Here is a 7216-nt window from a genome sequence, read left to right as displayed (position 1 = left end):
ACCCGCTGCGCCGGGAGATCGTCGCCACGCTGCTGGTCAACGAGATGGTCGACCACGCCGGGATCAGCTACGCGTTCCGGCTCGGCGAGGAACTGGCCGCCGGGGTCGCCGACGCGGTCCGCGCCTTCGCGGTGAGCACCGCGGTGTTCGACCTGCCCGGGCTGTGGGCGCAGGCCCGCCACCCCGACGTGCCGGTCGCGGTGGCCGACCGCATCGTGCTGGACTCCCGGCGGCTGCTCGACCGGGCCTCGCGCTGGTTCCTCACCAACCGGCCACAACCCCTCGCGGTGGGCGCGGAGACCACCCGGTTCGCCGCGACGATCCAGCAGCTGCGCGAGCACCTGAACGCGTTGCTGTGCGGCCGGGAGTGCGACGTCGTGGCCGCGCGCGCCGAGGCCCTGATGGCTCAGGGCGCGCCGGCGGAGCTCGCCCGCCGCTCGGCCGAGCTGACCTACGGATTCGGGCTGCTCGACGTCGTCGAACTGACCGAGCTGTCCGAGCGGGACCGCGAGCCCCGCGAACCCCGCGAGGTCGCCGAGCTGTACTACGCGCTGTCCGAGCACCTGGGCATCGACCTCGCCCTCACCTCGGTCACCGCGCTGGAGCGGGGCGACCGCTGGCACCAGCTGGCCCGGCTCGCGCTCCGCGACGACCTGTACGGCTCGCTGCGGGCGATCACCCTCGACGCGCTGCGCGAGGCCGCGCCCGGCACACCGGTGACCGAGGCGATCGCGCAGTGGGAACGGGCCAACGCGTCCCGGCTGGTCCGGGCCCGCGCCGCGCTGCACGAGATCGGCACCGCCGGCCAGCTCGACCTGGCGACGTTGTCGGTGGTGTCGCGGCAGCTGCGCGGGCTGGCTCGCTGACCGGACGGCGCGGAGCATTTGAGAGGCTGTTCGATGTGGCTCGCTATGTCGCTCAGGTCCCGCTGCGCTGGACCGACCAGGACTCCTACCGCCACCTCAACCACGCCCGCACCGTGACGCTGCTGGAGGAGGCCCGCATCGAGCTGTTCTTCGGTGCGGCCGGGGACGCCGGGATCACCGGCTTCGCCGACGGGCTGCTCGTCGCCGGGCTGGAGGTCGACTACCGGCGCCAGATCCCGTACCGGTCGCAACCGCTGCGGGTGACGATGTGGGTGCACGAGGTCCGCGCGGCGTCGTTCTCCATCGACTACGAGATGCACGACGGGCCCGACGAGACCGACCCGGTGGCCGTGGGCGCGCGCACCCGGATGGCGATCGTCGACCTCGACGCCCAGCGGCCACGCCGGCTGACGGCGCCGGAGCGGGAGTTCCTCGGGCGCTGGGCGGACGGAGAGGGGGCATGATCGGCGTGACGGGGCTGCGCCTGGCCGACCCCACCGAGCGCGACGACCTCGGCGCGTTCACCGCGCGGGTGGTCCGGCTCGACCAGGTCGCCCTGGTGCGGCTGCGCGCGGCCGGCGGCCGGGTCACGGCGTGGGCGCCGACCCCGTTCGACGTGCTGGCCACCCGCTCGGTGCACGGCTCCCTCGAACCCGACGACGTCACCGTGTCGGCGTCCGGGCTCCTCACCGCGCTGGCCGTGGAGCGGTCCGAGTCGATCGACCCCGGCCCGAGCGGCGGGCTGTGGCAGGCGCAGCTGCCCCCCGACGAGGGCTGGTCGTTCGTCGACGACGTGCCCGCGGCCGAACTGGAAGGCCTCACCGAGCGCGGCCTGGCCCTGGCCCGCGAGCACGCCGGCCCGCTGGGACCGCCGGCCTCGCTGCTCGATCAGACCGTGCTCACCGTGCACGCCGAGACCGCAGCCGCCCGCGGCCCGGTGAAGGTGCCGATGCGTTGCCTGTTCGCGCTGTCCGGGATGGGGTTCCTGGGTGGCGCCGACACCGGTGCGGGCGGCGAAGGTGAGCCGGTCGTGCGGGTCTCTGCGTCCGGGTCGTGGCTGCGCCTCGACGCCCGCTACGGCGCGGTGGTGCGCCGTCGGATCACCTCGCTGCCACTGCTCACCTGAGCCGGACACGGCAGCTCGCCGGGTCAGGCCAACCAGGCGGCGGTGTCCGGGGGGAGCCGGCCGTCGTCGAGGAGGGGCCCGCTGGTCAGGAGCACGTCGCCCGGCGGCAGCGGCACCGGGGTGTCGGAGGTGTTCAGCGCACACACCAGGGTGGAACCGGACCGGCGGAAGGCCAGGCAGCCCGGCGGGGCGCCGAACCACTCGATCCCGGACCCCCGGAAACCGGGGTGATCGTGGCGCAGCTCCAGCGCCCGGCGGAACAGCGACAGCGTCGACTCGGGGTCCTCGAGCTGGGTCGCCGCCGTCAGCGCCGACCACTCCGCGGGCATCGGCAACCACGGCTCGCCGCTGGTGAAACCGAAGCCCGGCCCCTCGCCCTCCCACGGTATCGGCACCCGGCAGCCGTCACGGCCGCGCTCGGTCCGCCCCGAGCGCTCCCACACCGGGTCCTGCAGCGCCCAGTCGGGCAACTCGACGTCGGGCAGCCCGAGCTCCTCACCGTTGTACACATAGACCACGCCGGGCAGCGCGAGCGTCACCAGAGCCATCGCCCTGGCCCGGGCCGTCCCCAGCGCGCCGCCGCCGTAGCGGGTGACGGGCCGGGACACGTCGTGATTGGACAGCGTCCACGTCGGGCAGGCGCCCACCCCGGCCACCGACTCCAGTGAGTGTTCGATCGCCTCCCGCACCGCGGCCGCGTCGAACCCGGTCTGCAGCAGCCGGAAGTTGAAGCCCAGGTGCAGCTCGTCGGGGCGCACGTAGCGGGCGAACCGCTCGCTGTCGCGGACCCACACCTCGCCGACCGCCATCCGGCCCGGGTAGTGGTCGAGCACCGCACGGATCATCCGGTGCACGTCGTGCACGTCCTCGTGGTCGAACCGCGGGTCGCCGTCATGGTCGGCGAGCAACTCGCGGGCCGCATCGGTCCTGTCGTCATCGGGCAGACCGTCCGGTTTGGACATGCCGTGCGCGACGTCGATCCGGAACCCGTCGACCCCGCGGTCGCACCAGAAGCGCAGGGTCTTCTCCAGGTCGGCCCACACCTCGGGGTTGGTCCAGTTCAGGTCGGGTTGCTCGGCGGCGAAGATGTGCAGGTACCACTCGCCGTCCGGGACCCGGGTCCAGGCCGGGCCGCCGAAGACGCTCTGCCAGTTGTTCGGCGGCTCCGCGCCATCCGGTCCGCGACCGGGCATGAAGTGGTACCGGGCCCGCTCCGGGCTGCCCGGCGCCGACTCGACCGCGGCCCGGAACCACCCGTGCTCGCTGGAGGTGTGGTTGGGCACGAGGTCGATGGTGACCCGGATGCCGTGCCGGTGCGCCTCCTCGACCAGCGCGTCGAACGCCGCCAGATCGCCGAACACCGGGTCGATGTCACGCGGGTCGGCCACGTCGTAGCCGTGGTCGGCCATCGGCGAGCGGTAGAACGGGGTCAGCCAGAGCGCGTCGACGCCCAGCAGCTCCAGGTATCCCAGCCGGCTGCGGATGCCGTCCAGGTCTCCGACGCCGTCGTCGTCGGAGTCGGAGAAGCTGCGGACATAGACCTGGTAGACCACCGCGTCCCGCCACCACCGCACGGGAGGCAATCTAGCCATGTCCGGGGGCGGCAGAGCGCTCACCTCAGAAGTCGGAATTGACCATGCTGGCGGCGGCGTACTGCAGGTAATGCCAGAGCTGGTCACGGTGCTCGGTGTCCAGCCCGGCCTCGTCGACCGCGATCCGCATGCAGCGCAGCCAGGCGTCCCGCTCCAGCGGGCCGACCTTGAACGGCGCGTGCCGCATCCGCAGCCGGGGGTGGCCGCGCTGGTCCGAGTAGGTGCGCGGGCCGCCCCAGTACTGCTCGAGGAACATCCGGAGCCGGTCCTCGGCCGGCCCGAGGTCCTCCTCGGGGTAGAGCGGCCGGAGGATCTCGTCCTCGGCGACCTGTTCGTAGAAGCGCGAGATGATCTTGCGGAAGACGGGCGCGCCGCCGACCTCGGCGTAGAAGTTCTGCGGACTGCTCACGACTCCATCATCCCTGCTCGCTCCTCGGGTCGCCGTCGCCCCGTCTCTACCCGTTCGGGCCGGCGAAGACCAGCGGACGGGGAATCCCGGCCTCGTCGAGCGCGTCGGCGATCGCCGCGTTGAGCGCGCGCTGCACCGCCCACTGCCGGCCCGGGCTGACCCGCACGGTCAACCGCAGCGTCAGGCCTTCGTTGGTGACACGGTCCACGCCGAGCACCTCCGGCGGTTCCAGCACGTCGCCGGCCAGATCCTCCTGCTCCAGGCGCTCGGTGGCCGCCTTGCCGGCCACCTCGGTGGCCGCCGCGGTGTCCACGGAATACCCCACCGGCACATCGACGACGGCGACTGCGAAGCCCTGGCTCATGTTGCCGACCCGCTGGATCTCGCCGTTGCGGACATACCAGACGGTGCCCTTGAGGTCGCGGATCGTGGTGATCCGCAACCCCACGGCCTCGACGGTGCCGGTGGCCGCGCCGAGATCGACGATGTCCCCGACGCCGTACTGGTCCTCCAGCAGCATGAACATGCCGGACAGGAAGTCACGCACCAGGTTCTGCGCGCCGAAACCGATCGCGACGCCGACGATCCCGGCCGAGGCCAGGATCGGGCCCAGCGCCACGTTGAACTCGGCCAGGATCATGACCGCGGCGACGAGCAGCACGATCGCCGACGTCATCGAGCGCAGCACCGAGCCGACGGTGCGGGCCCGTTGCGCGCGGCGTTGCGAGATCAGCGGAGCGGTGGAGTTGCGCAGCCGCATCGGTGCGCGGCTGCGCACCAGCCGGGACACGGCGCCGTTCGTCGCGCCCTCGATCAGCCGCGTGATGGCCCGGTGGATCAGCGCTCGGGCGAGCAGCGCCACGATCACGATGAGGGTGATCGTGAGCGTCTTGCTCACGATCGCATCGGCGGACTGGGCCAGGAAGTCGTTGTTGGTCCACTGGTAGAACCGCGAGCACCAGGTACCGGGGTCCGCGGCGCACATCGGCTGTTCGGGGAGCAGGCTGTTCTGTCCGGGGGCGGGGGAAGGCAACGAGGTCACGAAAGCTCCAGCCCGGTGTGGGCGGCGAGGAAGGCCAACTGGTCGACGGTCAGCGCGGCGGTCCGGGAGACCGACCGCATCCCGTGTCCGACATCGGTCTCGCGCCGCAGCAACACCGGGCGTCGCGCGGGGTCACCACTGGTGGCGTGCTGCAGGGCGGCGCACATCTTGCGGGCGTGCAACGGATCGACGCGGGTGTCGGAGTCGAACACGGTGAGGAGCACCGCGGGGTACTCGGTGCCCTCGGTGACGTGGTGATACGGCGAGTAGGACAGCAGCCAGCCCAGCTCCGTCGGATCGGCCGCGGTGCCGTACTCGTCGTTCCAGGTCCGGCCGAGCGAGAACTCCTCGTAGCGGACCATGTCCAGCAGCGGCGCCGAGCAGACGACGGCGCGGTACAGCGACGGGCGCTGGGTGAGCGCCGCACCGACCAGCAGGCCGCCGTTCGACCCGCCGATGATCGCGAGCCGGTCGGCGGTCGTCGTGCCGGCCGCGATCAGTGCCTCGGCGGCGGCGTGCAGGTCGTCGAACACGTTCTGCTTGTTGCCGCGGTTGCCGGCGAGGTGCCATTGCTCGCCTTCCTCGCCGCCGCCGCGCAGCGAGACCAGCGCGTACGCGCCACCCGCGGCGACCCAGGCCAGCGCAGAGGGGGTGTAGGCCGGCTCCCGGGTCAGCCCGAAGCCGCCGTAGCCGGTGACCAGCGTCGGGCGGGGCTGCGCCGGGCCGTCCGGGGTGATCACGAACATCCGGACGGTGGTGCCGTCGGCCGAGGTGAACGTGCGCTGCTGCGAGCGGGTGGCCGGGGTGCTGACCGCGCCCGGGGCGGCGGCCTCGAGTTCGGTGACACCGGTGGCCAGGTCGAATCGCAGCACCTGCGGCGGGGTGATCAGGTCGGTCCAGCCGATCCAGACCCGGCCCCACTGGCCCGGGGTGTCCAGGTCGGCGGTGGACAGGCCGGTCAACGACCCGGTGCCGGGCAGCGCAACGGTGCCCCGCGGCGCGCCGTCGACGGCCGCGTGCAGCGCGAGCTCGGCCACCGCGTGCCGGCTGCGGGCCAGCACCAGCAGCGCGTCGGCGGGGTCGGTGGTGCCGACCGGCTGCAGCCAGCGTGCTCCGTCGAGCACCGAGTCGGGGTCCTCGGCCACCAGCTCCTGCCAGTGCTCCCGCTGCGGGGTGTGCGGGTCGGTCACGCACAGCCGCCACCGCGGGGCGTTGTCGGTGGTGTGCAGGTAGAGCCGGCCGTCGCGGTCCACCCACGCCGTGGCCCGGACGTCGTCGGCCTGGGTGAGGATCGGGGTCAGTCGCGGCGTCGGGGTGCCGGGCCCACCGAGCTCGGCGATCCACAGGCTGTCCCGGCGCGCCGTGCCGATGTTGGCGCTGACCAGCAGCCAGCGGCCGTCCCGGGACACCCGCACGCCGTAGTAGGTGTGATCGGCGTAGAGGCCGGGGCCCTCGACCAGCTCGTCGTCCTCGGCGGCGGCTCCGATGCGGTGCCGCCAGACCCGGCGGTGGAAGTCCTCCTCGCCCTGGTCGACCTCGCCGGGAGCCACCTTGCGTACGTAGAACAGCTCCTCACCGCCGGGCAGCCAGGCCACGTCGGAGTAGCGGAACCGGTCGATCGGGCCGTCGACGGCGTCGCCGGTCGCCACGTCGAGCACGTGGAACACGGACTGTTCGTCGCCGCCGACCGACAGCTGGTAGGCCAACCGCCGGCCCTCCAGGTCGGGGACCCAGGAGTCCAGCGTGGTCAAGCCGGCGGGGTCGAGCTCGGTGGGGTCGAGCACAACCCGCTCGCTGCCGTCGGCTTCGCGGACCAGCAGCACCGCGTGCTCCTGATCCGGCTCGCGGCGGGTGAAGAATGCGCGGCCGGCGCGCCACAGCGGAGCTGAGACCGAGCCCGACCGCAACAGCTCACGCACGGTGGCGTCGAGGCCGTCGCGGCCGGGCAGGGAGTCGAGATGGCCGCGCGCGAGCTCGTCCTGGGCGGCCGACCACGCACGGGTGCGGGGGTCCTCGGGGTCCTCGAGCCAGCGGTACGGATCGGCGACGCCGTGGCCGTGCAACTGCTCGACGAGGTCGAGCCGCTCGGCCTCGGGGTAGGGCGGATGCAGGCGTGCATGCGTCACGCGAGCCGAGGTTACGTCACCCGATTCGGTGGCTTACGACCCCTCGCGACCAGCC

Annotated in this window: 6 protein-coding genes and 1 pseudogene; 3 read left to right on the top strand and 4 right to left on the bottom strand. The window is 73.0% G+C overall.

What is annotated here, in order from left to right:
• The 3 genes and pseudogenes from HF526_RS29825 to HF526_RS29815 form a co-directional block, all read left to right on the top strand.
• Positions 1 to 866, top strand: a pseudogene (locus HF526_RS29825) (NAD-glutamate dehydrogenase domain-containing protein); the annotation flags it as partial.
• A 35-nt stretch (positions 867 to 901) separates the two neighbouring features.
• On the top strand, positions 902 to 1330 hold the full coding sequence (locus tag HF526_RS29820; RefSeq protein ID WP_169384919.1) for a thioesterase family protein: 429 nt from the start codon (positions 902 to 904) through the stop codon (positions 1328 to 1330).
• A gap of 5 nt (positions 1331 to 1335) precedes the next feature.
• Positions 1336 to 1992 carry a DUF8185 domain-containing protein gene (locus HF526_RS29815; protein ID WP_169384922.1) on the top strand — a complete coding sequence of 219 codons (657 nt, stop codon included), beginning with the start codon at positions 1336 to 1338 and terminating at the stop codon, positions 1990 to 1992.
• A gap of 23 nt (positions 1993 to 2015) precedes the next feature.
• On the opposite strand, the gene HF526_RS29810 is transcribed toward HF526_RS29815, so the two are convergent.
• From HF526_RS29810 to HF526_RS29795, 4 genes are read right to left on the bottom strand one after another with little or no spacing between them, the layout of a single operon-like run.
• Complete coding sequence (locus tag HF526_RS29810; RefSeq protein ID WP_169384918.1) at positions 2016 to 3584, bottom strand: glycoside hydrolase family 13 protein; 1569 nt, start codon at positions 3582 to 3584, stop codon at positions 2016 to 2018.
• Between the two features lie 25 nt (positions 3585 to 3609).
• Positions 3610 to 3993 carry a globin domain-containing protein gene (locus HF526_RS29805; RefSeq protein ID WP_169384917.1) on the bottom strand — a complete coding sequence of 128 codons (384 nt, stop codon included), beginning with the start codon at positions 3991 to 3993 and terminating at the stop codon, positions 3610 to 3612.
• A 46-nt stretch (positions 3994 to 4039) separates the two neighbouring features.
• Positions 4040 to 5035, bottom strand: coding sequence for a mechanosensitive ion channel family protein (locus HF526_RS29800; protein WP_338051845.1), 996 nt, complete (start codon positions 5033 to 5035; stop codon positions 4040 to 4042).
• On the bottom strand, positions 5032 to 7161 hold the full coding sequence (locus tag HF526_RS29795) for a prolyl oligopeptidase family serine peptidase (protein ID WP_338051844.1): 2130 nt from the start codon (positions 7159 to 7161) through the stop codon (positions 5032 to 5034). The genes HF526_RS29800 and HF526_RS29795 overlap by 4 nt, the downstream gene beginning before the upstream one ends.
• Positions 7162 to 7216: the final 55 nt, after the last annotated feature.

The organism is Pseudonocardia acidicola, from assembly GCF_012911935.1.
Lineage (GTDB): Bacteria > Actinomycetota > Actinomycetes > Mycobacteriales > Pseudonocardiaceae > Pseudonocardia > Pseudonocardia acidicola.
Note: the sequence above shows the minus strand (reverse complement) of the source record. Positions and strands in the feature narration are given on the sequence as shown.

Bases quoted from the DNA above. Each gene is read 5' to 3' on its own strand.
- HF526_RS29810 (WP_169384918.1), bottom strand. From the start codon at position 3,584: ATGGCTAGATTGCCTCCCGTGCGGTGGTGGCGGGACGCGGTGGTCTAC.